Origin of the sequence: Streptomyces sp. NRRL S-37 (assembly GCF_000721605.1) — a bacterium.
GTDB lineage: Bacteria > Actinomycetota > Actinomycetes > Streptomycetales > Streptomycetaceae > Streptomyces.
The window spans coordinates 13,451-38,805 of record NZ_JOIZ01000030.1; the positions used below are offsets into that span (position 1 = coordinate 13,451).

The 25,355-nt window shown below is 71.5% G+C and carries 22 protein-coding genes and 1 pseudogene; 8 read left to right on the forward strand and 15 right to left on the reverse strand.

What is annotated here, in order from left to right:
- Positions 1-19: 19 nt before the first annotated feature.
- From IH50_RS0133030 to IH50_RS38160, 8 genes and pseudogenes are all read right to left on the reverse strand, one after another.
- Positions 20-655 (reverse strand): DUF4232 domain-containing protein, encoded by a 636-nt coding sequence (locus tag IH50_RS0133030; RefSeq protein ID WP_030870824.1) that lies wholly within the window; start codon positions 653-655, stop codon positions 20-22.
- A gap of 149 nt (positions 656-804) precedes the next feature.
- Positions 805-2,304: a PLP-dependent aminotransferase family protein gene (locus tag IH50_RS0133035; RefSeq protein WP_037873328.1), complete on the reverse strand. Its 1,500-nt coding sequence runs from the start codon at positions 2,302-2,304 to the stop codon at positions 805-807.
- Positions 2,305-2,327: 23 nt separating this feature from the next.
- A complete protein-coding gene (locus IH50_RS0133040; protein ID WP_030870832.1) occupies positions 2,328-3,059 on the reverse strand; it encodes a B3/4 domain-containing protein in 732 nt (243 codons plus the stop codon).
- A gap of 1 nt (position 3,060) precedes the next feature.
- Positions 3,061-3,666: a LysE family translocator gene (locus IH50_RS0133045; protein ID WP_030870835.1), complete on the reverse strand. Its 606-nt coding sequence runs from the start codon at positions 3,664-3,666 to the stop codon at positions 3,061-3,063.
- A gap of 137 nt (positions 3,667-3,803) precedes the next feature.
- A complete protein-coding gene (locus IH50_RS0133050; protein ID WP_030870837.1) occupies positions 3,804-4,982 on the reverse strand; it encodes an MFS transporter in 1,179 nt (392 codons plus the stop codon).
- A 69-nt stretch (positions 4,983-5,051) separates the two neighbouring features.
- Positions 5,052-6,011, reverse strand: a complete 960-nt coding sequence (locus IH50_RS0133055) for a D-2-hydroxyacid dehydrogenase family protein (RefSeq protein WP_030870840.1) — start codon at positions 6,009-6,011, stop codon at positions 5,052-5,054.
- 535 nt (positions 6,012-6,546) lie between these two features.
- Positions 6,547-6,867, reverse strand: a complete 321-nt coding sequence (locus IH50_RS43635) for an RHS repeat-associated core domain-containing protein (protein WP_420709155.1) — start codon at positions 6,865-6,867, stop codon at positions 6,547-6,549.
- A gap of 20 nt (positions 6,868-6,887) precedes the next feature.
- A pseudogene (locus tag IH50_RS38160) lies at positions 6,888-8,087 on the reverse strand (DUF6531 domain-containing protein); the annotation flags it as partial.
- 617 nt (positions 8,088-8,704) lie between these two features.
- Here IH50_RS38160 and IH50_RS0133075 point away from each other — a divergent pair.
- Both IH50_RS0133075 and hemB read left to right on the forward strand, forming a co-directional pair.
- Positions 8,705-9,019 (forward strand): hypothetical protein, encoded by a 315-nt coding sequence (locus tag IH50_RS0133075; RefSeq protein WP_030870844.1) that lies wholly within the window; start codon positions 8,705-8,707, stop codon positions 9,017-9,019.
- A gap of 115 nt (positions 9,020-9,134) precedes the next feature.
- The gene (gene hemB / locus IH50_RS0133080; RefSeq protein ID WP_030870847.1) at positions 9,135-10,127 is read left to right on the forward strand and encodes a porphobilinogen synthase; all 993 of its coding nucleotides are present in this window, start codon (positions 9,135-9,137) and stop codon (positions 10,125-10,127) included.
- 108 nt (positions 10,128-10,235) lie between these two features.
- On the opposite strand, the gene IH50_RS0133085 is transcribed toward hemB, so the two are convergent.
- Positions 10,236-10,967, reverse strand: coding sequence for a DUF4232 domain-containing protein (locus tag IH50_RS0133085; protein WP_030870849.1), 732 nt, complete (start codon positions 10,965-10,967; stop codon positions 10,236-10,238).
- A gap of 200 nt (positions 10,968-11,167) precedes the next feature.
- On the opposite strand from IH50_RS0133085, the gene IH50_RS0133090 reads away from it, so the two are divergent.
- From IH50_RS0133090 to IH50_RS0133105, 4 genes are all read left to right on the forward strand, one after another.
- Complete coding sequence (locus IH50_RS0133090) at positions 11,168-12,760, forward strand: helix-turn-helix domain-containing protein (protein ID WP_030870852.1); 1,593 nt, start codon at positions 11,168-11,170, stop codon at positions 12,758-12,760.
- Between the two features lie 128 nt (positions 12,761-12,888).
- Positions 12,889-13,791 (forward strand): SAM-dependent methyltransferase, encoded by a 903-nt coding sequence (locus IH50_RS0133095; protein ID WP_030870854.1) that lies wholly within the window; start codon positions 12,889-12,891, stop codon positions 13,789-13,791.
- Positions 13,792-13,859: 68 nt separating this feature from the next.
- Positions 13,860-15,122, forward strand: a complete 1,263-nt coding sequence (locus IH50_RS0133100) for a PLP-dependent aminotransferase family protein (RefSeq protein WP_030870856.1) — start codon at positions 13,860-13,862, stop codon at positions 15,120-15,122.
- A 49-nt stretch (positions 15,123-15,171) separates the two neighbouring features.
- Entirely contained in the window at positions 15,172-16,014 is an 843-nt protein-coding gene (locus IH50_RS0133105; RefSeq protein WP_030870859.1) for an arylamine N-acetyltransferase family protein, read from the forward strand.
- 24 nt (positions 16,015-16,038) lie between these two features.
- Here IH50_RS0133105 and argS read toward each other — a convergent pair whose 3' ends face one another.
- Positions 16,039-17,799 carry an arginine--tRNA ligase gene (argS, locus tag IH50_RS0133110; protein WP_030870863.1) on the reverse strand — a complete coding sequence of 587 codons (1,761 nt, stop codon included), beginning with the start codon at positions 17,797-17,799 and terminating at the stop codon, positions 16,039-16,041.
- A gap of 151 nt (positions 17,800-17,950) precedes the next feature.
- Between argS and lysS the strand changes: the two genes are divergently transcribed.
- Positions 17,951-19,693 carry a lysine--tRNA ligase gene (gene lysS, locus IH50_RS0133115; protein WP_030870865.1) on the forward strand — a complete coding sequence of 581 codons (1,743 nt, stop codon included), beginning with the start codon at positions 17,951-17,953 and terminating at the stop codon, positions 19,691-19,693.
- A gap of 75 nt (positions 19,694-19,768) precedes the next feature.
- On the opposite strand, the gene IH50_RS0133120 is transcribed toward lysS, so the two are convergent.
- The 3 genes from IH50_RS0133120 to IH50_RS0133130 form a co-directional block, all read right to left on the reverse strand.
- Positions 19,769-21,082 carry a DUF2637 domain-containing protein gene (locus tag IH50_RS0133120; protein WP_030870868.1) on the reverse strand — a complete coding sequence of 438 codons (1,314 nt, stop codon included), beginning with the start codon at positions 21,080-21,082 and terminating at the stop codon, positions 19,769-19,771.
- Positions 21,083-21,172: 90 nt separating this feature from the next.
- Positions 21,173-22,030, reverse strand: a complete 858-nt coding sequence (locus IH50_RS0133125) for a DUF3558 family protein (RefSeq protein ID WP_030870871.1) — start codon at positions 22,028-22,030, stop codon at positions 21,173-21,175.
- A 119-nt stretch (positions 22,031-22,149) separates the two neighbouring features.
- The gene (locus tag IH50_RS0133130) at positions 22,150-22,959 is read right to left on the reverse strand and encodes a hypothetical protein (protein WP_030870874.1); all 810 of its coding nucleotides are present in this window, start codon (positions 22,957-22,959) and stop codon (positions 22,150-22,152) included.
- A gap of 215 nt (positions 22,960-23,174) precedes the next feature.
- On the opposite strand from IH50_RS0133130, the gene IH50_RS0133135 reads away from it, so the two are divergent.
- Positions 23,175-24,368: an RtcB family protein gene (locus tag IH50_RS0133135; RefSeq protein WP_030870876.1), complete on the forward strand. Its 1,194-nt coding sequence runs from the start codon at positions 23,175-23,177 to the stop codon at positions 24,366-24,368.
- A 42-nt stretch (positions 24,369-24,410) separates the two neighbouring features.
- Here IH50_RS0133135 and IH50_RS42195 read toward each other — a convergent pair whose 3' ends face one another.
- Entirely contained in the window at positions 24,411-24,551 is a 141-nt protein-coding gene (locus IH50_RS42195; protein WP_199822179.1) for a hypothetical protein, read from the reverse strand.
- Positions 24,551-25,327 carry an SDR family NAD(P)-dependent oxidoreductase gene (locus IH50_RS0133145; RefSeq protein WP_030870879.1) on the reverse strand — a complete coding sequence of 259 codons (777 nt, stop codon included), beginning with the start codon at positions 25,325-25,327 and terminating at the stop codon, positions 24,551-24,553. The genes IH50_RS42195 and IH50_RS0133145 overlap by 1 nt, the downstream gene beginning before the upstream one ends.
- Positions 25,328-25,355 lie beyond the last annotated feature (28 nt).

The following is a 25,355-nucleotide window of genomic DNA, read 5'->3' on the forward strand; positions in this document are numbered from 1 at the left end:
GCGGAGGGGCCGGCACGGGTCAGCCGCCCTGGCCGGCGCTGCCGATCGGACCCACCTGGACCGGGGTGCCGGAGCCGTCCGTGACGGGGAGCGAGGCGGCGCCCGGCCAGTCGAGGGTGACCGACTTCGTCTCGTTCGGCGGGGTCACCACCAACCCGGTGATGCGGACGCCGGAGCCGCCCGTGTCGTTGGCCGGGTAGGAGATGAAGAAGGAGACCGACTTGCCGTCCTTCAGGACGGTCGCGGGGGCCGGCTCACCCGTGCGCTTCGCGGACACCGTCCCCGCGTTCGTCTTCAGGTCCACACCGGCGAAGCCCGCGAGCGTGCAGTCCCGGCCGCCGCCGTTGGTGAAGGTCACCGCGACGCTGTTGGTCTCGTCGCCGCCGATGGTGTTGTCCTGCGCCGTGACCTCCAGTTCGTCGGTGCGGCACGTGCCGGTCGCGTTCTGCTCCTGGTCCGAGCCCTCCCCGACGGCGTCCTCCGCGGTTCCCTGGGCCGAGCCGCCCGAACCCGAACCGCCCTTCGAGGAGGAAGAGGAGGACGTGGCGGGCGAGTCGTTCCGGCCCGTGGCGGCGGCGTCGTCGTTCTGGCAGGCGGTGAGCGAGAGGCCCGCGACGACGGCCAGGGCTGCGATGGTGAGCTTGTTGACGCGCATGGTGTCTTCCTCGGTGTCGGTAGGGGTGCCGGCCCGTCGGTCCGGGCGGCGTTTCCACCCACCAAGAGCGGCCGGTCCGGTCCCGCGTTTCGTCCGGCCGTCCGCTACTACGCCCCTGTTACAGATGGAGAGAGACGGTGACACGGGGCTCAGGAACGCCGGGTCAGCTCGCGCAGCACCCGGCCGAGGGTCCGTACGCCCTCGGTGAGGACTCCGGGCGGGTCGGCCGCGTAGCCGAGGACCAGGCCCTGAGGGCCGGGGAGTTGGCGGTGCCAGGACAGGGGATGGCACTTCACGCCGTGGGTGAGGGCGGCAGCCGCGAGTGCGGTGTCGGGGACGTCCTGTGGGTACGTGACCGTCAGGTGCAGGCCCGCCGAGGCGCCGTGGACGACCGCGCCCGGCAGGTGCGCGGTGACGGCGTCGATCACCGCGTCGCGGCGGCGGACGTGGCGGGCGCGGAGCAGCCGTAGGTGGCGCTCCAGTTGGCCCGATTCCATCAGCCGGGCGAGGACCAGTTGCGGCAGTACGGCGTTGCCCAGGTCGGTGAAGCGTTTCGCGTCGGTCAGCGCGTCCAGGTGGTGGGGCGGCGGGATCATCCAGCCGATCCGCAGCGCGGGGGCGAGGAGTTTGGAGACACTGCCCATGTAGCACAGGCGGTCGGCGAGCAGGGAGCGCAGCGCGGGTACGGGAGGGCGGTCGTAGCGGTGCTCGGCGTCGTAGTCGTCCTCCAGGATCAGGCCGCCGTCCGCGGCCCAGCGCAGCAGTTCACGGCGGCGCTCGCCGCTCGTCACGACCCCGGTGGGGAACTGGTGGGCCGGTGTGAGGAGCACGGCGCGGGCGCCGGTGGCGCGCAGCGCGTCGACGCGCGGGCCCTGGTCGTCGACCGGTACCGGCGGGGTGGCCAGGCCGCCGTTGTGCAGGTGCTGGCGGGTGCCGAGCGAGCCGGGGTCCTCCACCGCGACACCGGTGACGCCGTCCGCCGACAGCACGGGGTGCAGCAGGGTGAGCGCCTGCGCGGTGCCGGCGACGATCAGGATCCCGTCCGGCTCCACCCGGATGCCGCGGCTGCGCGCCAGCCAGTCGGCGACGGCGCGGCGCAGCCGCGGGGCACCGCGGGGATCGCCGTACCCGAGGTCCGCGGTGGACAGTTCGGCGAGCACGGCCCGTTCGGCGCGCAGCCAGGCCGTGCGGGGGAATGCGGAGAGGTCGGGGCGGCCGGGGGTGAGGTCGACGCGGGCGTCGGCGGCGCGCAGCGCGTCGAAGACGTCGGCGCCGGGCTCGCCGGTGAAGGGGGAGTGGGGTGCTGCCCGACCGGCGGGCGGGACCTTCGGCTCCTCACGGGCGGGGGGCGCCGCGACCACCACCGTGCCGCCGCGTCGGCGCCCCTCGACGTGGCCGTCCTCGGCGAGCCGCCGGTACGCCTCGGTGACCACGCCCCGGGAGACGCGCAGCTCGGCGGCGAGCACCCGGGTGGCCGGCAGTCTGCTGCCCACGGTCAGCCGGCGGTCGGTGATCGCCTGCCGCAGCCGTCCGGCCAGCCAGTCCGCCTTGCCGCCCGAGGGCGCGTCCTCGGGCCGTAGTTGCAGGAAGTCGGAGCCGTGCGCCGCCGTGCCGCTCGTCGGTGTCTCCCGCTCGCTCACCGCACCCATGGTGCCACCGGTGCCGCGCACCGTTACGGGGCCGCCCGAGTGCCGGACAACGGCTCGTCGCCGAACGTGAACTCCCTTTCCGAGGAGGTGAGAAGAGCCGTCGTCGGGGTGACCTGCCAGTGTGCGGTGAGTTCCCGTGCGATCGTCCGCAGCGCCTGTGCGACGGTGTCCGCTCCGCCGTCGTGTACGGCTTCCACCACCACGAAGACCCGGCTGGTGTGATCGCCGACCGCGGAGTGGCCGCTCTGCCGGTTGGTCCAGCGGCGGGCGTGCGCCCGCCCGGCGGAGTCGGCGTACGTCACCTCGCCGGGTGCCGGGTGTTCCGTACCGCCGCCGAAGGTCGTGTACTCCTCGTCGCCGCGGGCGTGGCGCACTTCGAGCAGCGGGCCGGTGACGCGGTCGGCGTCGAGCACCGCGACCGGCACGGCGTACGCGACGGAGACCGCGTTGCACAGGTCGACCACCGGGTGGATGCGCGGCAGTGTCCCCTCCTTGCGCAGCCGCCGCAGCAGGGACTCCGAGGCACACCGGTACTGGGTCGGCTTCAGCCCCATCCGGGCGAAGACCCGGCGCCAGGCGAGGACTTCGGGGAACCGGCCCTCGGGGGCGTCGGCCAGCCGGGCCAGGGCGCGGGCGGTGTACTCCGCGACGCGCGGGCCGGTGTCGGCCGCCCGGCCGACGCCGGTGGTGTGGAGCGCGCCCGCCGCGAGGTGGGGGTGGTCGGACCAGATGGCGTCGGTGTGCCGGAACCGCATGTCACGCCACCGCCATCCGTGCGCTCAGGCCCACGAAGCAGACGGCGAACACCCGGCGGACGCCGGTCATGATCCGGGGGCGGGCCGTCAGGCGGTCGCGCACGGCCGCGGCGCACATGCCGTACGCGGCGAAGACGACGAAGGTCAGGGCCATGAAGACCGCGCCGAGCTGGAGCATGAGACCGAGGGAGCCGGGCGTGCCGGCGGGGACGAACTGGGGGAGGAACGCGACGAAGAACATCGTCAGTTTCGGGTTCAGCACGTTGATCAGGACTCCTGAGGTGATCACGCGGAGCGCCGGCCGCGGTTCGGCCTCCGCCTCGACGGCCAGTGCGTCCTTGTCGCGCAGCGTCGCCCACGCCATGTACAGCAGGTAGCCGACACCGAGGTACTTCACCACCGAGTAGGCGACGGCGCTGGTGTGCAGCAGCGCGGCGAGACCGCTGATCGTCGCCACCAGGTGCGGTACGACGCCGAGGGTGCAGCCGAGCGCGGCCACCACGCTCGCCCGGCGGCCGTGGGACAGCCCGGCGGCGAGGGTGTACACCACGCCGGTGCCGGGGGTGACCACCACGACCAGGGTGGTCAGCAGGAACGCGGGACTCAAGGGAACCCTCCGGGAGGTCGACGGTCCTCCCAGCCTGCTGCGGTCATGGTCCGATGGGCAGAGCCAAAAGGCACCGGTCCGACCGGTCCAAAAGCCGCGGGGTGCCGGCCTGCCCGCCACCCCCGTCGGGCGGCGGCTCAGGTGCGGGCCACGAAGGGGCGGGAGAGCACGGTGACGGTGACGGAGACCGCGGCGAGCGCGGTGATCGTCGTGGCGGGGGCGAGGTGCTGGGCGATGCCGCCCGCCAGCGCGGCGCCGATGCCCTGCCACGTCATGCGGCCGGCCGACTCGACGCCCTGGACCTGGCCGCGGACCGGGTCGGGGGTCAGCGTCAGGAGCCGCTCCTGAAGGGGGAGGGTGGCGGCGAAACCGGCACTGGCGACGAACACGGCGGCCGTCGCCACAGGCAGGGGAGGGTGGAGGACGAACAGCAGGTAGGGGGCGGCGAGCAGCAGGCGCAGGGCGAACGCGCAGCGGCGTCGCCGTTCGGCGGTGAGGAGCCGTCCGACGGTCAGGTCGCCGAGGAGCATGCCCGCCGATCCGGCGGCCAGGAGGACACCGGCGTGGTCGGGGGCGTAGGAGATGAACAGGGCCTCGCAGCCGACGATCAGTCCGTTGGGGACCCACAGGTTCAGCAGCAGCGCACGCGGGCCGGAGCGGGAGAGGAGCGCGGTGTTGGCCGTCCAGGTCTGCCGCAGGCCGGGGCGTCGGGGCGGGCGGATCGAGCGTTCCCGGACGGTCGTCGCCACCACGACCAGTCCGGTGCCGGTCAGGGCCGTCGCGGCGGCGAAGACGTCCTGTGGGCTCAGGTACCGCAGCAGTACGGCGCCGAGCGCGTAGCCGAGGACGGCCATGCCGCCCGAGGTGATGTTCATCAGCGAACGTGCCGGGACGTACGCGGAGGCCGGCACCACCTCGGCGAGCAGCCCCATCCGGGTGCCGGTCCCCAGGGACTGGAAGAAGCCCAGCACCAGGAGGAGGGCGAAGCGGACGGCCAGTGGCAGTCCGGGGACCGCCTGCGCGGCCACGCCCAGCAGCGAGACGCACTGGAGCGCGACGAGGGTGCGGCGGGGGCGGTTCCCGTCCGCGACCGACATCAGCGTCATCGCGCCGAGCACGGTCGCGAAGGCGGCGCCGTACATGCTCACGGCCGTCAGGAACGGGGAGCCGGTCTGCCGGTCGACCAGCGTGGCGAGCGCGAAGCCCGACAGCGTGCTCGCGGCGACCGTGAGGGTGAAGCTCGCGTACAGGCCGGTGAACTCGCGGTTGCCGAGCAACGCGCGGTACGTGGTGGGTTCGGAGGTGTCGGAGGGCATGAAAAAAGCCTTCGAACGCTCCCGCGGGGGCGTCGAAGGCCAACGCGCACACTCTAGCGCCCCGCGACCTCAGCCGAGGCGGCGGATCGGGGTGCCGGACAGGTAGGCCTCGATGTCCTCGACCGCCTGGCCGTAGTACGTGCGGTAGTTGAGCCGGGAGACGTAGCCGAGGTGCGGGGTGGCCAGGAGGCGGGGGGCGGTGCGCATCGGATGGTCGGCGGGGAGCGGCTCCGTGTCGAAGACGTCGACCGCCGCGCCCGCGATACGGCCCTCGCGCACCGCGGTGAGCAGGGCGTCCTGGTCGACGAGTGCCGAGCGGGAGGTGTTGACCAGGTGGGCGGTCGGCTTCATCAGGGCCAGTTCGGGGGCGCCCAGGATGCCCCGGGTGGTGTCGCCCAGGACGAGGTGGAGCGACACGAAGTCGGCGGTGCGGAGCAGTTCCTCCTTCGAGGGGGCCAGTTCGACGCCCACCTCGTCCGTGCGCTCCTCGGTGAGGTGCGGGCTCCACGCGGTGACCTCCATGCCGAAGGCGAGGCCCACCCGCGCCACCCTGCTGCCGATCTTGCCCAGTCCGAGCAGACCGAGGCGGCGGCCGTGCAGATCCGCGCCGACCGTCGACTGCCAGGGGCCGCCCGTGCGCAGGGCGTTGTTCTCCGGGACGATGCCGCGGGCCAGCCCGAGCAGCAGCGCCCAGGTCAGCTCCACCGGCGGGGTGGGGGAGCTCTGGGTGCCGCAGACCGTGACGCCGTTGCGTTCGGCGGCGGCGTAGTCGATGACCGAGTTGCGCATGCCGGACGCGACGAGCAGCTTCAGCCGGGGGAGCCGGTCGAGCAGGGAGGCGCGGAACGGGACGCGTTCCCGCAGCGTCACCGCGATGTCGAAGTCCGCGAGCACCGCGGCCAGTTCGTCCTCCGTGGCGAAGTGCTCGGTGAAGGGGGTCACCTCCACGCGGTCGTGGAGGGGGCTCCAGTCGGCGATCGTGGTGGCGATGTCCTGGAAGTCGTCGAGCACGGCACAGCGAAGCCGCATGTCGGTCCTTTCCCGTGAGCCGGTGCCCCCGCCACGGCTCGGGCGGGCGCCCCTGGATTGTCCGGCATGAGCTGCGGTCGTGGCCGGGGGCGTGGGAGATGAACAGGGCCTCGCAGCCGACGATCAGTCCGCCTGGGACCCACGGGTCCAGCAGCAGGGCGCGCGGGCCGGCGCGGGGAGGAGCGCGGTGTTCGTCGTCCAGGTTCGGCGCAGTCCGGGGCGGCGGGGCGGGCGGATCGAGCGTTCCCGGACGGTCACCGCCGTCACCATGGGCACGACCCGGCACCGGCGCCGGCGGTTCCAGCCGTACCGGACGCCGGCACGACGGCACGGGCACCCGCGGTGGCACCCGTGAGGGCTCAGTCGACCGTCCAGATACCGACGATGACGCCAACTGCTATCGCGATCACCCAGAGGGCGACCCGTATCTTCTTGGAGTTCTCCATGAGATGGCCTTCCTCCCGTTGTCAAGACGTCGTGCGGAGAGGTGGGAAGGGCGGGGGATCTCGGCCCCCGCCCTCCTGCCTTGCCCCGATCAGTCGGGGATGAACCCGCCGGTGGGATCAGCGCAAGCCCACAGGTCCCCCATTTCTTCGCTCCAGTCGCTACCGTCTTCGTCCAGTATCGAATTCGTGGTGTAGCAGGCGGCGACATAGCCGGGCGTCGGCTTCGCCCAGCGCCCCACGGTTTTCGCTCCCGACTTCAGCGCCCCGGCGATGTCGTCCCACAGGAGTCCGGTGGGGTCGACGCGGTTGACGGGGTCGCCGGCGGCGTAGAGGTAGGGGTTCTCCTCCTGGCCGGAGGGGTCGGGCTGGGTGAAGCGGCCGAGGGCGGGGTCGTAGTAGCGGTGGCCCATCTTGTACAGGCCGGTGGGGTCAGCGGGTCGGTGACCTTGGTGACCTCGCCGTCCGCGTTGTGCGTGTAGACCGTCTCGTCGCCGTCGGGGTCGGTGACCGTCGTGGTGCCGGCGTCGGACGGGGTGGCCGCGCTGTAGTCGTAGCGCCAGGTCGGGCCGGTGTGGCCGCTGGGGGAGGACTCGGTGGCGCGCTGCACGGAGGTGACGCGGTTGTGGCCGTCGTAGGTGAAGAGGGCGACCGTGCCCTCGGGGGTGGTCACCTTCGTCACCCGGCGTGAGGAGTCGTACTCGTAGGCGGTGGCCTTGCCCGCGGTGTCGGTGACCTTGACGAGGTTGCCGGCCGCGTCGAGGTCGAGGACGGCGGTGCGGCCGGTGTGGTCCTTGGCCTGCCACTGGTTGCCGTAGGTCTTGACCAGGTCGATCCAGCGGCCGGAGCGGGTCTCGGTGAGTTTGAAGCCCTTGTGCTCGCTGCCCTCGTCGTACTGGTCGACGGTGATCGTGCCGTCGTTCCTGTCCGTGACCCTGGTGAGTGTGCCGTGCTCGTCGTACGTGTCCCGGGTGCCGGACTTGCGGTCGGTCAGCGTGTAGGTGCCGTCCGCGTTCTTCCTCAGGTCCTTGGAGTAGCCGGTCGGGGTGGTGTAACCCCCCGTGCTCGTCTCCTCGAAGCGCAGGGCGTCGCCGGTGGCGTCGAAGACGACGACCTCGCCCTCGCCGACCTGGAGATAACGCTCGTAGGCCTGCCACCAGCGCTGCGACACCTTCCCCCAGGGCGCGTCGAGGGAGTTGTAGGTACGGGTGAGCCGGAGCTTCCGGCCCACCCCGGCGATGTCGAAGTCGGTGGCCGCCAGCATCAGGTTGCCGTCGGAGACGTTCACCCGCGCCACCAGCGCGTCGTTCAGGCGGGTGTCGAGGATGCGGTGCCAGGGCACCTCGCCCTGCCCCTCGGGGACGTACGCCGTCTCGGCGGCAGCGGCCGTACGGGCGGGAGAGCCCTTTCCGGTCGCGCGGGCGGTGGCGTCCTCTCCGGCCGTGCGGGCCTCCTGCGCCGCATGCCATGCGGCGACCTCCGCGGACGGCTCCGCCTCCGCGCGGGAGACCGGAGGCTTCGTCGAACCCGCCGGCGTGACCGGGGCCTCGACCTTGGTCGGCTCGGTCCACGGGCTCTCCGGCTCCGGCAGCACGGGCTTCGGCGTCGCTGCCAGGCCGGGTGCCGCGGCGATCACCACGGCGGCCGTGGTGATCGCCGCGACGAGGGCGGTTCTGTGTGTTCTCCGGGCACGCCACGACGGCGTGCGCGCGGCACGCGAGTGCATCAGCTTCCCCCACAGGGAGTCAGGAGTACGACAGGCAGACAGTCGGAACCGGAGACCCCCACGGTCACCGGCGCCCCACAAGGTGTCACAGGACGCACACAAGGCGACGCGGCGTGCCCTCGAACGTCATATGCATACGGGCCGGAATCAGCCCTACCGCTTAGCGGTGGCAAGTAGGGGTGTTCTTGGGCGAAGTGGACCGACAGAGGCGTGAAATTGTCCGCCCTCTACCCTTTTCGCAGGACGGCATCGACCGAAAAGCTTCAAGGTAGGGACAATTCGGAATGCTTGCCGCTCTCCAGAGGGTTTTTTCGGCCAGGTTCGCGACGGGGTGACCCGACCATGCGGACAGCGCTTGCGCGGTCCTCTCGGGGCGGATGCGGGAAAACGCCTGGCGGGAAGTTGTCTCAGAGAGCGTGTTCGCTCCGTGACGGTTCTGTGGGAGCGGTCCCACGGCTTGCACACTGATCGCGTCCGGCCGATCCGGCCACGTTCGCCCCCTTTCCGTGAAGGACCCTCCCGCGATGAGCGAACCCGGCAGATCCCTGCCCTCCTGCCGTTCCCGTACGCGGCGCCCCACCGCCCCGAACCGGTTCACCGGCCCTGTCCGGTGGGCCGGGCGCCTGCTGTGCTGGAACCTCGCCGCCGGCATGGCCGCGGCCGCGGCCGACCTCCTCCTCGCACCGTCAGCCGGCTGGTGGCCCGTCCTCTGGCCGCTGCCCTGGTACCTCACCTGCGCGTCCCTCCTCGCCTGGGCCGTCCTGCGCGCCCGCGAGAAGGCCGCGCACCGGCCGCCGGACGAGGAGGACCTTCCCGGGAAGTGGGACACGGCGGCCTGAGAGGGACGCGCGTGACATGGCCGTGGTCCGGGGAGACGCCGGGCTCGGCCCCCGGAGGCGCGGGCCGACTGCGCGTCGGCAAAGGCACGGGTGGGGCGGGCGTAGCGTAGGTGGTATGACGACGTACGGATCCTTCCCCGGCACGCGGCCGCGGCGTCTGCGTACCACCCCCGCCATGCGGCGCATGGTCGCCGAGACCCGGCTGCACCCCGCCGACCTCATCCTCCCGGCCTTCGTGCGGGAGGGCGCGGGCGAGCCGGTGCCGATCGCGGCGATGCCGGGTGTCGTGCAGCACACGCGGGACAGCCTGAAGAAGGCGGCGGCGGAGGCCGTGGCGGCCGGGATCTCCGGGATCATGCTGTTCGGCGTGCCGGAGGAGTCCAAGAAGGACGCCGTCGGGACGCCGGGCACCGACCCGGACGGGATCCTCCAGGTGGCCCTGCGGGACGTGCGGGCCGAGGTCGGGGACGACCTGCTCGTCATGTCCGACCTGTGCCTCGACGAGACCACCGACCACGGGCACTGCGGGGTCCTCGACGAGCAGGGGCGCGTCGACAACGACGCCACGCTGGAGCGGTACGCCGAGATGGCCCAGGTGCAGGCCGACGCGGGCGCCCACGTGGTCGGGCCGAGCGGGATGATGGACGGGCAGATCGGCGTCATCCGCGACGCCCTCGACCAGATCGGGCGGGAGGACGTCGCGATCCTCGCCTACACCGCCAAGTACGCCTCCGCCTTCTACGGGCCGTTCCGGGAGGCCGTCGGCTCCTCGCTCAAGGGCGACCGCAAGACGTACCAGCAGGACCCGGCGAACCTCCGCGAGTCGATGCGCGAGCTGGCGCTCGACCTGGAGGAGGGCGCCGACATGGTGATGGTGAAGCCGGCGGGCCCGTACCTGGACGTCCTGGCGCGGGTCGCGGACGCGGTGGACGTGCCGGTGGCCGCGTACCAGATCTCCGGTGAGTACTCGATGATCGAGGCCGCCGCCGAGAAGGGCTGGATCGACCGGGACCGGGCGATCCTGGAGTCGCTGACCGGCATCAAGCGGGCCGGTGCGCGCAGCATCCTCACCTACTGGGCCGTCGAGGCGGCCCGCGCCCTGCGCTGACGCCTGGCCCCTGACCCCTGCCGCATGCCCGCGGCCCGTCCCTCCCTGCCTGCCGAGGAGCGGGCCGGGCGGGACGGGCGGGCCGGGGAGCAGGGCGGGGGCCGCGTTCTAGTACAGGGCGTTGTCCATGGTGGACTGCCAGTAGGTGACCTGCAGGGCGTCGTCGACGTGGACGCCGCCGGAGGGCAGGCTCACGGTGGCGATCGAGCCGTCACCGAACGGAATCGTGAGGGTGTTCACCGTGTGCCCGTTCCCGGCGCTGCCGTCGGCGGCCGACAGCAGCACGCCCGCGTAACCGGACTTGCCGGGCTCCAGGGTCGTCACCGCCTGCGGCTTGGTCTCCTCGAAGACCGGCGGCACGGACTGGGCCTCGCCGAACTTCGCCTGCGGGTAGGCGGGCAGGTAGCAGCTCTTCGAGCCGGTGTTGGTGGCGGTCAGCAGCAGGTGGTTGACCGGGCGCTCCACCTCGGTGGCGGTGATCTTCACGGCGGACGCGGAGCACTTGCCGAGGGTGCCCTTGTCCTGCGTGCCGGAGTCGTTCCCGGAGCCCTTTTCGTTCCCGTTCCCGGACCCGCCTGCCGTGCCGTTGTTCTCGCCGGCGCCCGAGGAGCCGGACGAACCGCCCTTGTCGCCCTGGGCGTCCGTACCGTTCGAGCCGTTGTCTCCGGACGTGCCGGCGGAGTCCGCGGTGGACGGCTTCGCCTCGGCGGTGGCCGTGGTGGAGGAGGACGGGCTGTCGGCGCCCGTGTCCGATCCGCCCTCGCAGGCCGTCAGTGCCAGCGCCGCCAGGGCGACGGTGGACGCGGCGAACAGGCGGGTGCGGACGGTGCGTACGGACATGGTGGAACCCCTTCGGATGTGGCTGGAGTGTGCGGGCCGCTCAACTGGTGGTCAGGAACGGCTGCTTGGATGACCACAGCGTGTGGCACGGTCCGTCCCGGTCGCCAGCCACGCCGGGACATGCGGGACAATGGAATGACGAAAACGGCTCTGAGCTGGGGAAACGGCGTCCCGCTGGGACGTGGTGCGGGGATGCGGGAATGGGAGAGACGGTGGCGGGGGACGATTTCGCGGGGCTGCTGAGGGAGCTGAAGGAGCGTTCCGGCCTCAGTTACGGGACGCTGGGCAAGCGGTTGCACATGAGTGCGTCGACACTCCACCGCTACGTCAGCGGTGAGGTCGTACCGGTGGAGTTCGCCCCGGTGGAACGGATGGCCCGGTTGTGCCGGGCGACCCCCGAGGAACTGCTGGAGCTCCACCGCCGCTGGATCCGCGCGGACGCCCTGCGGGGCGTGAAGGAGGACAGCGGCCCGAAGGAGAAGGCCAAGTCCGCGGAGGGGGAGAAGGCCAAGTCCCCGGAGGGGGAGAAGGCCAAGTCTGCGGAGGAGCGGAAGGCCACGTCCTCGGAGGAGGGCGAGTCCGTCGAGGGGCGGGCCGAGCCGGCCGCGGGAGGAACCGAACCGGCCGAGGGGCAAGCCGAGCCGGCCGCGGGAGGAACCGAGCCCTTCGAGGGGCGGGCCGAGTCCGCCGATAAGAAGGCCGAGCCCTCCGAGGGGCGGGCCGAGTCCGCCGATAAGAAGGCCGAGCCCTCCGAGGAGCAGGCCGAGCCCGGCCGCACCGGAAACACGCCCCCCGCCGGCGCGTCCCCGGGGGACGAGGAGGAGGCCGTCACCGTGGTCGGTGACGTGGCCCGGTCCGGTACGCCGGTGGGGGGCCGCAGGCTCTCACGGCGGACCGCCCTGTACGCCGGCACGGCCGTCGCCCTCGTCGTCGCCGTGGCGCTCGGAGCGACGCTGCTCCCGGACGGGGGGACCGGACGGGACGGTTCCGCCGACGCCGCCGGAGCCACCGTCTCCCCCTCGGAGTCCCCCTCACCGTCGCGGACCGCGCGGTCGGCCTCCCCGAGCACGAGCACGAGCACGTCGGCCACTCCGTCCGCCTCCGCGTCCGCGAAGGACGGACCGACGGCGAGCCCTTCGGCCTCCCGGGGCGGGAACGCCGGCGGTTCCACCGGCCGGGACGGCGGGGAAGAGGGGGGTGTCCCGGTCACGGTCCAGACCACGCCGTACTACTGGGAGTCCCCCTGCGAGCAGAGCTTCCTCGTCGACCGCAGCCCGCAGAACATGCCGCCCCCGCCCTCCCAGCAGAGCGTGGTCGGCTGGGTCACCCCGCTCGGTGCCGTCGCCGCCGACCGGCAGATGGTCGCGCTCACCGTGCAGGGCACGGGCGAGGAGACCGTCGTCGTGCAGGGGCTGCACCTGCGCGTGGCGAGCAGTGGGGCACCGCTCGAATGGAAGAAGTACGCGGCGGGCGTCGGCTGCGGCGGCGAGGTGGCCACCAAGTCGTTCGACGCGTCGCTCGACCTGGGTGACGCCACGGTCACCCCGATCAACGGGCAGCGGAACTTCCCCTACAGCGTGACCGAGTCCGACCCCGAGGTCTTCTACGTCGACGCGCACACCTCCGGGCGCGACGTCCGCTGGTACCTGGAGCTCGACTGGTCCAGCGGATCGCGGAAGGGCACGATCCGGGTCGACGACCACGGCAAGCCGTTCCGCACCAGCGCCTCGAAGACCGAGTACTACGGGTACATGCTGGGCGGCAACACCTGGGAGTACTTCGAGGGCACCTGATCCGGCGGACGGCGCGTCCGGGCGGCGGCCCAACTGCCGCCCGGCGTAAGGTGATCGGGTGGGGCGCCGCTCCCGGCAGGGGTGCGTGCGCACCGTTTCGTCCCGTACGAACCGTGAGGGAGAAGCCCGTGTCCGGTGACGCGCTCAGCCAGGACCCCGCCGAGTTCCAGCGGCGGATCGACAGCGGCAAGGCGCATCCGGCCCGGGTCTACGACGTGTTCCTCGGGGGCAAGGACCACTACCCCGCGGACCTGTCGGCGGCGGCCGCGGGACTGGCGGCGAACCCGCGCGGGTACCTCGACGTGCGGCACAACCGGGACTTCCTGCGGCGCGCGGTGAACAGGCTGGTGGCGGACGACGGCATTCGCCAGTTCCTCGACATCGGCACCGGCCTGCCCACCGCGGAGAACGTGCACCAGATCGCCCAGCGCGTCGCCCCCGAGTCGCGCGTCGTGTACGTCGACAACGACCCGGTGGTGCTGGCGCACGCGCGCGCCCTGCTCACCAGCGGGCCCGAGGGGCGTACGGACTACCTCGACGCGGACCTGAAGGACCCGGCCGCCATCCTCGAACGGGCGGCGAAGACACTGGACTTCGACCGGCCGGTCGCGCTGTGCCTGGTCGCCGTCCTGCACTTCGTCGAGGACGAGGAGGCGTACCCGATCGTGCGCGAACTCGTCGGCGCCCTGCCCTCCGGCAGCCGCGTGGTGCTCAGCCACCTCACCGAGGACCTCAACCCCGAGAGCATCCGGGCGGTCCAACGGACCTACACCGAGCGGGGGTTCACGTTCGTGCTGCGCACGCGGGCGCAGGTGGAGCGGTTCTTCACCGAGAACTCCCTGGACGTCGTGGACCCGGGCGTGGTCCCCGTGCACCACTGGCGCCCCGACCGCGCCGCACCCGTCCCCGAGCGGCCGGAGCCCTCCTACCTGGAGGGCCTCGACCCCATCGAGCGGGTCCGCTACGAGGACATCAACGACGTGACCGACGCCGACATCAACGTCTACGGAGCCGTCGCCACGAAGGGCTGAGACGGGCCCGGCTGTCCGGATCGCGGAAAGTCCCTTGTAGACAGCACGTACTTCCCTAGGGTGCGTGCATGACCGTGACCGAGAACGCCACCGCCGCCACCGCCGTGACCGCTCCGCTGCCGCCGCTGGCCGCGAGGGCCCGGTCGACCGGCGGTTCGCCCGTACGGGACATCCTCGCCGTCACCGCCCGCCCCGAAGTGATCAACTTCGCGGGCGGGCTGCCGGCCCCCGAACTGTTCGACACCGACGGCATAGCGGCGGCGTACCGCGCGGTGTTCGACGGGACACCCGCGCGGGCCCTGCAGTACTCCACCACCGAGGGCGACCCCACCCTGCGGGCCGCGCTCGCCGCCCGCACCTCGGCACGCGGACTCGCCACCGACGCCGACGACATCCTCGTCACCACCGGCTCCCAGCAGGCCCTGTCGCTCCTCGCCACCGCCCTCCTCGAACCCGGCGACACCGTCCTCGTCGAGCGCCCCTGCTACCTGGCCGCGCTCCAGGCCTTCGGCCTCGCGGGCGCCCGGGTGGTGGCCGTGCCGGGGGACGAGGACGGGATCGATCCCGGGGCACTGGAGGAACTGGTGGTGCGCGAGCACCCCAAGCTGCTCTACACGGTCCCCACCTTCTCCAACCCCACCGGCCGCACCCTGCCGGCCGCCCGCCGCGCCGCCGTCGCCGAGGTCGCCGGGCGGTGCGGGCTGTGGATCGTCGAGGACGACCCGTACGGGGAGCTGCGCTTCGAAGGCGAACGGGTGCCGTGGATCGCCTCCTACGAGGGCGCCCGGGACCGGACCGTGCTGCTGGGCTCCTTCTCCAAGGTCATGGCCCCCGGCCTGCGCCTGGGCTGGCTGCGGGCCCCCGCCGAGCTGCGCCGCGCCTGCACGGTCGCCAAGCAGGCCGCCGACCTGCACACCCCCACCGTCAACCAGCTCGCCGCCGCCCGCTACCTCGCCGACAACGACCTCGACGCCCACATCGCACGGGTCGCCGGGGCATACCGCGCCCGCCGGGACGCGATGCTCGCGGGCCTGCCCGCCGCCCTCCCGGCCGGCTCCACCTGGACCCGTCCCGAGGGCGGCATGTTCCTCTGGGCCCGGCTGCCGGAGCCGTACGACACCACGGCCCTGCTCCCCGAGGTGGTCCGGCACGACGTGGCGTACGTCCCCGGCGCGCCCTTCCACGCCGGTGCGCCGGACCGCGCCACACTCCGCCTGTGCTTCGTGACGCAGACCCCGGACGAGATCGCGGAAGGGCTGCGCAGGCTGGGCGAGGGGCTGCGGACGGCGGCGCACCGGACGGCCCGGGACCTGCGGCGGTCCCCGGCGTAGGACCAACGGACGAGGGCGGGGATGCCGCCGCCGCACGTACCGTGATGCCATGTCTGACAGCGCACGGACGACGACACCCTTCTCCCGCGACGCCTACGTCGAGCGCATCGGCTGGGAGGGCGGGCGGCACCCCGACGCGGCCACGCTCCGCGGCGTGCAGCTCGCCCACCTGAGGGCCATCCCCTTCGAGAACCTCGACGCCCTCGGTGGCCGTGCCCCCTCCCTCGACCTCTCCGACCTGACGGCCAAGCTGGTCCACGGCCGCCGGCGCGGCGGCTACTGCTACGAGCACAACACGCTGTTCGCGGCGGCCCTGGAGGCGCTCGGCGTCCGGGTGACCCGGCTGACCGCACGGGTCGTCGTCGGCGCGGACCGCTTCGAGGACCGCCCGCGCACCCACATGGCCCTCCTCGCCGAGCTGCCCGGCGACCCCCGGCCCCACCTGGCCGACGTCGGCTTCGGCGCCATCGGCTCGCTGCTGGAACCGGTGCCGCTCACGGCGGACACCGAGTTCCACGACGCCGGACGCCGGCACCGGCTGGTGCACGCACCGCGCCGGGGGCCGCTGGAGACATGGGTGCTCCAGGCGCACGTGGCGGGCGGCTGGCAGGCGCAGTACGCCTTCACCCTGGAGCCGTTCGAGCCGTCCGACTACGAGATGATCAACTGGCACATCGCCACGAACCCGCGTTCCCCGTTCTCCCGGCGCCCCTACGTCCAGCGCCTCACCCCGGACGCCCACCTGCTCCTCGACGGCGACCGCCTCACCGTGACGCGCACCGACGACGGCACGGTCACCGAGAGGAAGCTGTCCGACGAGACGGAGGCCCGCCGGGTGCTGGCCGAGGAGTTCGGCATCGACGCACCGGCGGGCCTGACGCTCCTGCGGTGACGGGGCCGGGCCCCGGCGGCGACGTCAGAGGCGCTCGGGCGTCCGGATGCCCAGCAGGGCCATGCCCCGGTGCAGCGTGCGGGCCGTGAGGTCGCACAGGAACAGACGGTTGGCCACCTGCTCCGGCGAACCGGCCTTCAGCACCGGGCACTTGTCGTAGAACGACGTGTACAGCGACGCCAGCTGGTACAGGTACGCGGCCAGCTTGTGCGGGGCGTACTCCGCCGCCGCCTCGAAGACGGTGTCCCCGAACGCGTCCAGGTGCAGGCCCAGCGCGCGCTCCGCCTCGTGCAGCGCCAGCTCCGGGTGGGCGGCCGGGCGGACCTCGCCGGCCTTGCGGAGGATGGACTGGATACGGGCGTACGCGTACTGCAGGTACACGGACGTGTCACCGTTGAGCGAGACCATCTGGTCCAGGTCGAACTTGTAGTCGCGGCTCGGCGACGTCGACAGGTCCGCGTACTTCACGGCCCCGATGCCGACCTGCGCCGCCCGCTCCCGGATCTCGTCCTCGGTGAGGTCCTTCGCCTTCTCCCGGACCACCTCCGCCGCCCGCTGCACCGCCTCGTCGAGGAGGTCCTCCAGGCGTACGGTCTCGCCCTCACGCGTCTTGAAGGGCTTGCCGTCCGCGCCGAGCACCGTGCCGTAGCCCATGTTGTGCGCGGTGACCTCGTCGCCGAGCCAGCCGGCCCGCCGGGCCGTCTCGAAGACCATCTTGAAGTGCAGCGACTGACGCACGTCCACGACGTACAGCAGCGTGGTCGCGTGCAGGCCCTGGACCCGGTCGCGGATCGCGGTCAGGTCGGACGCCGCGTAACCGAAGCCGCCGTCCGCCTTCTGCACGATCAGCGGCACCGGCTGGTCGTCCTTGCCGCGGATGTCGTCGAAGAACACCACCAGCGCGCCCTCGGAGCGCACCGCGACACCCATCTCCTCCAGGAGGCGGGCGGTCTCCGGCATGCCCTCGTTGTACGCGGACTCGCCGACGATCTCCTCGTCGCGGATCTCCATGTCCAGCTTCTCGAAGACCGAGTAGAAGTAGACCTTCGACTCGTCCACGAACTGCTGCCACAGCTCCAGCGTCTCCTTGTCGCCGGACTGCAGGGCGACGACCCGCTTACGGGCCCGCTCCTTGAACTCCTCGTCCGCGTCGAAGAGCGCACGCGACGCCTTGTACACCCGGTTCAGGTTCGACATGGCCTGCTCGCCGTCGACCTCCTCCGGCGGGGCCAGCTCACCCGGGTGCTCGAACAGGTACTGGATGAGCATGCCGAACTGGGTGCCCCAGTCGCCGATGTGGTGCCGGCCGATCGTCTTCTCGCCGGTGAAGTCGAGCATGCCGCGCAGGGCGTCACCGATGACCGCCGACCGCAGATGGCCGACGTGCATCTCCTTCGCCACGTTCGGCTGGGCGTAGTCGACGACCGTGACGCCCGCGTCCGCCTTCAGCGGCACACCGAGCCGGTCGCCGTCCGCGAGCCGCGCCGCGAGGTTCGCGGTGATCGCCCGGTCGGCGACGGTGATGTTCAGGAAGCCGGGGCCGGAGACCTCGACGTCCTTGATCAGGTCGTCGCCGGTGGTGATGCGGGCGACGACCTCGGCCGCCAGCTCCCGCGGGTTCGCCTTCGCCTTCTTCGCCAGCGCGAGGATGCCGTTGGCCTGGAAGTCCGCCCGGTCGCTTCGTCGCAGCAGCGGGTCCGCGCCGGCCGCCTCGGGCCGGGTGGCCGAGAGGGCGGACGCGAGATGCTGCTGGACGGAGTCGGTGAGGGACGTGACCGAGGCCATGGAGTGGCTGCCGTTCTCTCGGGTTCGTGGACTGCTACGGAAACCGAGTATCCCACGCGGTGAAAAGCGGTTTTCGCGGATACGGGCCGGACTGGGAGAATGGAACGGTCAGCCGTGCGACCGTACCGGCTGCCCGAGCAGAAAGAAGGACGTGCCGATCGTGGCTCAGAGCACCGAGACCACCGACTGGGTCTCCCGTTTCGCGGATGAGGTCATCGAGGAGTCGGAGCGTCGGGCCCCGGGCAAACCGGTCGTCGTCGCGTCCGGACTGTCCCCCTCCGGCCCGATCCACCTGGGCAACCTCCGCGAGGTCATGACCCCCCACCTCGTCGCCGACGAGATCCGCCGCCGCGGCCACCAGGTCCGGCACCTGATCTCCTGGGACGACTACGACCGGTACCGCAAGGTCCCGGCCGGCATCACCGGCGTCGACGAGACGTGGGCCGAGCACATCGGCAAGCCGCTGACCTCCGTCCCCGCCCCCAAGGGCTCGCCGTACCCGAACTGGGCCGAGCACTTCAAGGCCGCCATGGTCGAATCCCTGGCCGAGCTGGGCGTGGAGTTCGACGGCATCAGCCAGACCGAGCAGTACACCTCCGGCGTCTACCGCGAGCAGATCCTGCACGCCATGCGCCACCGCGCCGACATCGACGCGATCCTCGACCAGTACCGCACCAAGAAGGCCCCGGCGAAGAAGCAGCAGCAGAAGCCCGTCGACGAGGCCGAACTGGAGGCCGCCGAGGGCTCCGGCGCCGCCGCCGAGGACGACGGCAGCTCCGGCACCGCCGGTTACTTCCCGTACAAGCCGTACTGCGGCAACTGCGAGAAGGACCTCACCACGGTCACCGCCTACGACGACGACTCCACCGAGCTGACCTACGCCTGCACCGAGTGCGGCTTCTCGGAGACCGTCCGGCTCAACGAGTTCAACCGCGGCAAGCTGGTCTGGAAGGTCGACTGGCCCATGCGCTGGGCCTACGAAGGCGTGATCTTCGAACCCAGCGGCGTCGACCACTCCTCACCCGGCTCCTCCTTCCAGGTCGGCGGACAGATCGTCGGGATCTTCGACGGCAAGCAGCCCATCGGACCGATGTACGCCTTCGTCGGCATCAGCGGCATGGCGAAGATGTCCTCCTCGAAGGGCGGCGTACCCACCCCCGCCGACGCACTGAAGATCATGGAACCCCAGCTGCTGCGCTGGCTCTACGCCCGCCGCCGCCCCAACCAGTCCTTCAAGATCGCCTTCGACCAGGAGATCCAGCGCCTCTACGACGAGTGGGACCGCCTCGACGCCAAGGTCGCCGACGGCTCCGCCCTGCCCGCCGACGCCGCCGCACACTCCCGCGCGGTCCGCACCGCGAGCGGCGAGCTGCCGCGCACACCCCGGCCGCTGCCGTACCGCACCCTCGCCTCCGTGGCCGACATCACCGCCGGACACGAGGACCAGGCCCTGCGCATCCTCAGCGACCTCGACCCGTCGAACCCGCTCGGCTCCCTGGACGAGGCCCGCCCCCGCTACGACAAGGCCGAGGCGTGGATCAACACCCACGTCCCCGCCGACCAGCGCACCATCGTCCGCGCGGAACCCGACACCGAACTGCTGAAGTCCCTCGACGACCAGGCACAGCAGTCCCTGCGCCTGCTGCTCGACGGACTCGCCGACAACTGGTCCCTCGACGGACTCACCCACCTCGTCTACGGCGTCCCCAAGGTCCAGGCCGGCTTCCCCGCCGACGCCACCCCCAAGGAACTGCCGGCGGAGATCAAGACCGCCCAGCGGTCGTTCTTCGCCCTGCTCTACCACCTGCTGGTCGGACGGGACACCGGCCCGCGCCTGCCCACCCTGCTGCTCGCGGTGGGCCAGGAGCGAGTGCGGACCCTGCTCGGGGAGTAACCTCCACCCGCACGACGACAGGGGGCGCCCGGTACCGGCCGGGCGCCCCCTGTCGTCATATCCGCGGCTCGCGCCTCACGCGATGTGGTCCTCCTCCAGCTCCGCCGTGTGACGCTGCTGGAAACGCTCGGCCAGGGCCTTCAGCTCACTCGGGTTCAGCGTCGTGCCGTAGGTCGCCTGGATGTTGTCACCGAGGACCCGGGGCGTCGGATAGCTGCCGTCTATCGACTGACGGAACACCTGGTAGTACGCCTCCTCGTCCGGATCCGCGACGGGAGTGCCGCCCCCCTCACCCAGCTCACGGGTGCGGCCACCGGGAACCACCGGAATGGGGAAACTGCCGGTCTCCTCCGGAGAGGGCTCCTGAAGAGGCGGCTCCTCCTGGTACTGGTCCTCGTACTGCTCCGCCTGCTGCTGCTCCGCGTACCAGCGGGCGTACTCCTCGTCGGGATCGTAGGTGGGGTCGTAGCCACCGTGGTACTCGACGGCCTGCGGGTCGCGGGCGTGCAGCCACGGATTGCCCGTGGTGTCCTCCTGCGGCTCGGGGGCGGAGTCACCCTCGAGTTCCAGACGCTGCTCACCGGGAGACACCGCCGCGCCCACCCGTGCCGCCCCGGCGGCACGACCGCCCGCGACCGCGTCGGCACGACCGCCCACGGTCATCTCCGGCGCCTCGGGCGCCGGGGGTATCAGCGCCGGCTCTATACCCGCCGCCGCCAGCCCCGACGGAGCCGTCTCGGCCAGGGGCACGCCGTACTTGGCGAGACGCAACGGCATCAGGGCCTCGACCGGGGCCTTACGGCGCCAGGCACGGCCGAAACGGGAACGCAGACGGGCCTGATAGACCAGCCGCTCCTGCTCCAGCTTGATCACCTGCTCGTAGGAACGCAGCTCCCACAGCTTCATCCGCCGCCACAACAGGAACGTCGGCACCGGCGACAGCATCCAGCGCGTGAGCCGGACACCCTCCATGTGCTTGTCGGCGGTGATGTCGGCGATCCGGCCCACCGCGTGCCGGGCCGCCTCCACCGAGACCACGAACAGGATCGGGATCACCCCGTGCATGCCCACACCCAGCGGATCCGGCCACGCCGCCGCACCGTTGAACGCGATCGTCGCCGCCGTCAGCAGCCACGCCGTCTGCCGCAGCAGCGGGAACGGGATGCGGATCCACGTCAGCAGCAGATCCAGGGCCAGCAGGACGCAGATACCGGCGTCGATACCGATCGGGAAGACGTAACTGAAATCCCCGAAGCCCTTCTTCAGGGCGAGCTCACGGACGGCCGCGTACGAACCCGCGAAGCCGATTCCGGCGATGATCACGGCACCGAAGACGACCACGCCGATGAGAACCCGGTGCATCCGTGTCAGCTGCAGTGGCGCGGCCACCCGTACTCCCCTCCCGATGCGTGTTGTTGCGCGCAACAGAGTGGCACATGTGTACGGAGGACGGGTGGCCGGTTCCCGTTCAGAACCGGGTCAGCCCTTGCTCGACGCCTTCGAAGCGGACTTCGAGGCGGACGCGGAAGGAGACTTCGACGCCGACTCCGAGGGGGACGCGGACGCCGAACCGGACGCCGCGGCACCCGGACCGTTCGCCTTCGTCACCGAGGCCACCGCCTCCTCGGCCGCCTTCCGCGCGTCCTTCATCAGGTCATCCGCGTCCGGCGTCTTGTCACCCGCGAGACCGGCACCGTTGTAGTCCAGGGTGACGACCACGTTCTCCACACGCGCCACGACCGTCTGCTGCTTGAAGGTGCCTTCCTTCTTCTTCAGCTCGTAACGCACCGCGGTCGTCTCGTCACCGACACCGTCGACCGGCTCCGCCTTGACGCTCTTCGCACCCTCGGACGACTGCGCGTCCCGCACCTGCTTGTCGTAGTACTCCTGGGCGAGCTCGTCACCCGCACCACGGGTGGTGTCCGACTCGAAGCGCAGCAACGACACGTTCAGCCAGCGGAACTGCGAACCCTTCACACCGTTGTTGTCCAGGCTGTTCCAGGAACAGCTCCCCCGGGTGGAGACGTCGTCCGAGGAGCCCTCCTTGCCCTTCTTCGCCTTCGGCACCAGATCGTCCAGCGTCTTCTCGGACAACACCTCGCACGGCTCCGGAAGCGTCCTGTACGCCGCCGCCCGCACCGTCGGGGACGGGCTCGCGGACTGCGAGGCGGAGGCGGAGGCGCCCTTGTCCTTGCCCTCGTCGGAGCCGGAGTCCGAGGAGCAGCCGGCGGCGACCAGGGGGACGGCGACCGCGCAGACAAGGACGCGGGCAAAACGCTTCGCTCGCGGTGATCGCGGGTCTCGCTGTACTCGTCGCTGCATGGTTCCTTCACTCATGACGCTCGTGTTCCCTGCGGTCAAAACGGGGTCCGAGGGGTCACGGTACGCGGTGAGCCACCCGCACGGCCGCCCAACGCACGCTTCACGCAACAGGACGAAGGGCCCCCGGACGACACTCAACCGCTCAGCGAATCGGCCAGCTCCGACGCCAGTTTCCGTGCCCTGTCCTGCAATTCCTTGCTGTCCGGGACGACCCCGACGGTCACCGGCTGCTCCGCGTACTCGACGGTCACGATCACATTGGACGTGCGGAACGCCACAGTCACCGTGCGCTGCTGGGCGGTCGAACCGGAGCTGTTCAGCTCGTCGTCGAGGAACGCCTCCTCACCCAGATCCTCCAGCAGACGGGGCTGGAGATCGGAAGGAGCCGCCGACGGCGAGGAGGAGGTGGCGGACGACCCGGCCGAAGGAGACGAACTCGGGCTCCCGGAAGGGCCGATGGACGGCGCACCCGACTCCGTCGCCGTCACCACCGGCTCCGGAAGATCCGCCGCCTCCCGCTTCTTCGCGAAGAGTTCCTCGGCCTGACTGTCGTCACTGACGGCGTTGTCGTAGGAGACGGCCCGCTCGAAATCGACCAGCAGATGGTCGGTCGCCTCCGCCGACTCCACCTTCCAACGGCACCCCACCTTGCGGTCCGTGTCGTACGTGAGGGTCGCCGTACCCGCGTACGCCTTCTCGCGCTGCGCCTCGTCGGTCAACTCCCCGATGCCGGGCAGGAGTTGGTCGAGTGTCGCCTCCTCGACCACGCCGCAGGGCTCGGGGAGCGTGGCGTACTTGCCGGGCTGGGCGGCCTGGGTGGCCGTACCGGCGCTTCCCGGGTTGGAGCTGTCCGACCGGCCGCCGTCCTCCGAGCTGCCGGTGCAGCCGGCCAGGACGGCCGCCAGGAGCGCGGCGACGCCGGGTACGTACGCCTTCCGCTGCACGGTCGGGCTCCTCTCGACGGTGGGTGCGGGCCGGTGCCCGCCGGGTCTCCCCAGTGTCCCCGCTGGTTAATCGCTTGCCGCACGGGGGCGTCCCCTGCAGACAATGTGTATCGCACGCAACACCGTGGACGCCGGTCCGTCATCCCTTTTCACCGACCTTGGCACCGGTTTTGCGATCCATGACTTCTGTTGGCTTTCGGGGGAACGAGGACGTTATGTCGTACGTGGAACTGCCGGGTGCGAAGGTACCGATCCGGATGTGGACGGATCCGGCGACAGTGGAGGAGGGTGCCCTCCAGCAGCTGCGGAACGTGGCGACCCTCCCGTGGATCAAGGGCCTGGCGGTCATGCCGGACGTGCACTACGGCAAGGGCGCGACGGTCGGGTCGGTCATCGCGATGCGGGGCGCGGTGTGTCCCGCGGCGGTGGGCGTCGACATCGGCTGCGGCATGTCCGCGGTGAGGACGTCCCTGACGGCGAACGACCTGCCGGGGGATCTGTCGCGGCTGCGGTCGAAGATCGAGCAGGCGATTCCGGTCGGTCGCGGCATGCACGACGACCCGGTCGACCCGTCCCGCTTCCACGCCTTCGCGACCGCCGGCTGGGACGACTTCTGGGGCCGGTTCGGCGGGGTGGCGGACGCGGTGAAGTTCCGCGAGGAACGCGCCACGAAGCAGATGGGTACCTTGGGCAGCGGAAATCATTTTGTAGAAGTATGTACTGATACGGATGGTTCCGTCTGGCTGATGCTGCACTCCGGTTCCCGGAACATCGGCAAGGAGCTCGCCGAGCACCACATCGGCATCGCCCAGAAGCTCCCGCACAACCAGAATCTGGTCGACCGCGACCTCGCCGTCTTCATCGCGGACACCCCGCAGATGGCGGCGTACCGCAACGACCTGTTCTGGGCGCAGGAGTACGCGAAGTACAACCGCTCGATCATGATGGCGCTCCTGAAGGACGTGATCCGCAAGGAGTTCAGGAAGGCGAAGCCGGTCTTCGAGCCGGAGATCAGCGCGCACCACAACTACGTGGCCGAGGAGCGCTACGAGGGCATGGACCTGCTCGTGACCCGCAAGGGCGCGATCCGCGCGGGTTCCGGCGAGTACGGGATCATCCCGGGCTCCATGGGCACGGGTTCGTACATCGTCAAGGGCCTCGGGAACGCCAAGTCCTTCAACTCGGCATCGCACGGCGCCGGCCGGCGGATGAGCCGCAACGCGGCGAAGCGGCGCTTCTCGACGAAGGACCTGGAGGAGCAGACGCGGGGCGTGGAGTGCCGCAAGGACTCCGGCGTCGTGGACGAGATCCCGGGCGCCTACAAGCCGATCGAGCAGGTCATCGACCAGCAGCGGGACCTCGTGGAGGTCGTCGCGAAGCTGAGGCAGGTCGTCTGCGTGAAGGGCTGACGCGACGAGGTGACGAGGAGAGCGGGCCCCGCCGGGGGCCCGCTACTTCGCGTGGGTCACCGCGTAGATCATGACGAAGGCCACGATGTGGATGCCGAAGAGGAAGTAGCCGAGGTAGTACCAGACGTAGCGTTCGCGCTTCTTCTCCAGGACGAGGCGGCGCTTTTCGGCGTCGTCGGACATCAGGGCTCCCGGTGGACCTTGGTGTTGGAGGCCTGGGCGCGGGGGCGGACCACCAGCAGGTCGATGTTGACGTGGGGCGGGCGGGTGACGGCCCAGGTGATGGTGTCGGCGACGTCGTCCGCGGTGAGGGGCTGGGCGACGCCCTGGTAGACCTTGGCGGCCTTCTCCGTGTCGCCGCCGAAGCGGGTGAGGGCGAACTCGTCGGTCTTGACCATGCCGGGCGCGATCTCGATGACGCGGACCGGGCGGCCGACGATCTCCAGGCGGAGGGTCTCGGCGAGGACGTGGGCGCCGTGCTTGGCGGCGACGTAGCCCGCGCCGCCCTCGTAGGTGGCGTGGCCCGCGGTGGAGGAGACGACGACGACCGTGCCGTCGCCGCTGGCGTCCAGCTTGGGGAGCAGGGCCTGGGTGAGGTTGAGGGTGCCGAGGACGTTCGTCTCGTACATGGTGCGCCACTGGTCGGGGTCGCCGGTGGCGACCGGGTCGGCGCCGAGTGCGCCGCCGGCGTTGTTGACGAGGACGCCGACGGTCTTGAAGGCGGTGGCGAACTCGTCGACGGCGGTGCGGTCGGTGACGTCGAGGGGGTAGGCGGTGGCCTGGTGGCCGGCCGCGGTGATCTCCTCGGCGAGTGCCTCGATGCGGTCCTTGCGGCGGGCGGTGAGGACGACGCGGTAGCCGGCCTCGGCGAGGCGGCGGGCCGTGGCGGCGCCGATGCCGCTGCTCGCACCCGTGACGACGGCGATACGGGACGCGGCGGGCGGTGCGGCGGTGGCCATGGGCTGCTCCTCGGGCGGTCGGGGCCGG

What these genes read in the sequence shown, in the direction of transcription:
- IH50_RS0133040 (WP_030870832.1), bottom strand. Translation starts at nt 3,059, where the DNA reads ATGCGGTTCCGGCACACCGACGCCATCTGGTCCGACCACCCCCACCTC.
- IH50_RS0133055 (WP_030870840.1), bottom strand. Translation starts at nt 6,011, where the DNA reads ATGCGGCTTCGCTGTGCCGTGCTCGACGACTTCCAGGACATCGCCACC.
- IH50_RS42195 (WP_199822179.1), bottom strand. Translation starts at nt 24,551, where the DNA reads ATGTCCGACGACGCCGAAAAGCGCCGCCTCGTCCTGGAGAAGAAGCGC.
- IH50_RS0133100 (WP_030870856.1), top strand. Translation starts at nt 13,860, where the DNA reads ATGACCGTGACCGAGAACGCCACCGCCGCCACCGCCGTGACCGCTCCG.
- IH50_RS0133075 (WP_030870844.1), top strand. Translation starts at nt 8,705, where the DNA reads ATGAGCGAACCCGGCAGATCCCTGCCCTCCTGCCGTTCCCGTACGCGG.
- IH50_RS0133090 (WP_030870852.1), top strand. Translation starts at nt 11,168, where the DNA reads ATGGGAGAGACGGTGGCGGGGGACGATTTCGCGGGGCTGCTGAGGGAG.
- IH50_RS43635 (WP_420709155.1), bottom strand. Translation starts at nt 6,867, where the DNA reads ATGGGCCACCGCTACTACGACCCCGCCCTCGGCCGCTTCACCCAGCCC.
- IH50_RS0133145 (WP_030870879.1), bottom strand. Translation starts at nt 25,327, where the DNA reads ATGGCCACCGCCGCACCGCCCGCCGCGTCCCGTATCGCCGTCGTCACG.
- IH50_RS0133135 (WP_030870876.1), top strand. Translation starts at nt 23,175, where the DNA reads ATGTCGTACGTGGAACTGCCGGGTGCGAAGGTACCGATCCGGATGTGG.
- argS (WP_030870863.1), bottom strand. Translation starts at nt 17,799, where the DNA reads ATGGCCTCGGTCACGTCCCTCACCGACTCCGTCCAGCAGCATCTCGCG.
- hemB (WP_030870847.1), top strand. Translation starts at nt 9,135, where the DNA reads ATGACGACGTACGGATCCTTCCCCGGCACGCGGCCGCGGCGTCTGCGT.
- IH50_RS0133125 (WP_030870871.1), bottom strand. Translation starts at nt 22,030, where the DNA reads ATGAGTGAAGGAACCATGCAGCGACGAGTACAGCGAGACCCGCGATCA.
- IH50_RS0133035 (WP_037873328.1), bottom strand. Translation starts at nt 2,304, where the DNA reads ATGGGTGCGGTGAGCGAGCGGGAGACACCGACGAGCGGCACGGCGGCG.
- IH50_RS0133085 (WP_030870849.1), bottom strand. Translation starts at nt 10,967, where the DNA reads ATGTCCGTACGCACCGTCCGCACCCGCCTGTTCGCCGCGTCCACCGTC.
- IH50_RS0133030 (WP_030870824.1), bottom strand. Translation starts at nt 655, where the DNA reads ATGCGCGTCAACAAGCTCACCATCGCAGCCCTGGCCGTCGTCGCGGGC.
- IH50_RS0133105 (WP_030870859.1), top strand. Translation starts at nt 15,172, where the DNA reads ATGTCTGACAGCGCACGGACGACGACACCCTTCTCCCGCGACGCCTAC.
- IH50_RS0133050 (WP_030870837.1), bottom strand. Translation starts at nt 4,982, where the DNA reads ATGCCCTCCGACACCTCCGAACCCACCACGTACCGCGCGTTGCTCGGC.